At 40.7% G+C, this 2227-nt stretch carries 2 pseudogenes; one reads left to right on the forward strand and one right to left on the reverse strand.

The annotated features are described in order from the left end of the window. A pseudogene (locus HET73_RS07145) lies at positions 1-174 on the forward strand (sigma factor-like helix-turn-helix DNA-binding protein); the annotation flags it as partial. Between the two features lie 66 nt (positions 175-240). Here the strand turns inward: HET73_RS07145 and sdhA are convergent. Continuing rightward, a pseudogene (gene sdhA, locus HET73_RS07150) lies at positions 241-2010 on the reverse strand (succinate dehydrogenase flavoprotein subunit). Positions 2011-2227 lie beyond the last annotated feature (217 nt).

Consider the following 2227-nt stretch of genomic DNA (forward strand, 5'->3'; position numbering starts at 1 on the left):
GAAGAAAGAATTCTGAGAATGCGCTTTGGCCCTGGTAAAGACGGAAAGGAACAAACGTTAGAAGAAGTTGGAAGAATCTTCAATGTAACACGCGAGAGAATTAGGCAAATAGAAGCAAAAGCTCTGCGCAAATTAAAACATCCAAGTCGCTTAGAAAACCCAGAAGGTTCTTTTAAGGTACATGTATTAAGTGGATGTTCTAAAAAATGCAAGGGCAGTTGGAAATATTCAGTGATATAATTAGCAAACCCTCTTCTCTGGCGCTATGAAATTAATCTCATCGCTTTTAGAGTTTTTCAGCAACTTTCTTGTAATCAATTTTCACATTGATCTGGCCCTTCTTTTCTTCGAGCCACGCTATAGTGTGCTTCATCCAGTTTTTGTCATCACTCTTAGGAAAATCTTCACGTGCGTGAGCGCCTCTGCTTTCCTCACGGTTGGTTGCGCATTCCATAGTAATAACTGCTTGTGGGATCATGTTGGCAAGTTCCAGTGCTTCAACTAAATCACTGCTCCATATCATACTGCGATCTTCAATTGCAATATCAGGCATCATTTTTGCTACTTCTTTTACAGCTTTTTTTACCTTCTTCTAAAACTTCAGCAACATGGACCACTGATGCATATTTTTGCATGGTGTGTTACATTTCGCTGCGTATCTTCGATACTCTGAACTCTCCAGTGACAAATTGCATTTTATTAAACCTAGCTATTATCCAGTCTGTGCAATATGAGTGCATTTTTTATGTGATGCGTTGGGCTTTAGCTTCTCTTTTGCTCTGAGCGCTGCATCTCTGCCAAAAAACCACAAGATCAAGAAGCGAGTTAGAATCAAGTCGATTTGCACCGTGCACAGAAACACACACAGCTTCTCCAATTGCAAACAGCCCATCTACTACTTCTTCCTTGCCTTTATTCAGGGTAATTACTTCTCCATGATAATTAGTTGGAATGCCGCCCATATTGTAGTGAACAGTTGGAATGACTGGAATCGGATCTTTAGTAACATCAACCCCCGCAAAACTCTTCTGGATCAAGGTGTGCTATAGTTAAACTGTACATATGATCTTTTTTCGGGCCAATGCCTCTGCCTTCCCTAATTTCATTTGTTATTGCGCGACTCACCACATAAAGAGAAGCTAAATATTTTGCTTTTGGCGCGTAACGTTCCATAAACCTTTCGCCCTGAGAATTAACGAGATACCCGCCTTCGCCGCGACATCCTTCCGTCATCAAACATCCTGAACCATATATTCCTATTGGATGAAATTGCACAAATTCCATATCTTCAAGTGGCAACCCAGCTCTTACCACCATGCCATTACCGTCACCTGTGCAGGTATGTGCACTGGTTGCAGAGAAATAAACACGTCCATATCCACCTGTTGCCAATACCATCGAATGTGTGCGAAATTTATGCAATGTGCCATCGCACAGAGACTAGGCAAGAACTCCGCAGCATGCTCCGGTTTCACTATCCATGATTAAATCAATTACAAAGTATTCAACAAAGAATGCAGCATTGAATTTAAGACATTTCTGGTATAGGATATGAAGAATTGCGTGCCCGGTTTTGTCTGCTGCTGCACAAGTGCGTTGTGCTGATTTTCCTTTACAAAAGAGAGTTGTCATTCCACCGAAGGCACGCTGGTATATTTTGCCATCTTCTGTACGTGAAAAAGGTACGCCAAAATTTTCAAGTTCAATGACAGCTTTAGCGACGTTTTTACACATATATTCTATTGCATCCTGATAACCGAGCCAGTCTGAGCCTTTTATTGTGTCATACGCATGCCAGCGCCAATCGTCCTCAGCAATATTTCCTAAAGCTGCACTGATCCCGCCTTGTGCAGCAACTGTATGACTGCGTGTAGGGAAAACTATAGAAATGAAAGCAACTGAAAAATTAGTTGCAGCCATTCCAAGTGTCACTCTGAACCCTGCTCCACCTGCTCCCACTACCACTACGTCATACTCATGTTCCACAATCCCATACGCTGATTTACCCATATTTGCTTATTTCATAACTACAGGCTTATGGTACCACAGAAGTGAAGGAATCTATGCAAGTTTTCTAGGCTCTGTGGACAAAAAATATAAAGAGAGATAAAAAGTGGTAGTTTATCCAAATGAATATAAAAATGGAGAAACTACCGAATGGGATATTAAATAAAAGAAGGAAATTGGAAACAAATTTTAGAGTTCATAAAAAGTGTAAAAGGAATTA

The sequence above is a fragment of the Wolbachia endosymbiont of Atemnus politus genome (assembly GCF_013309895.1).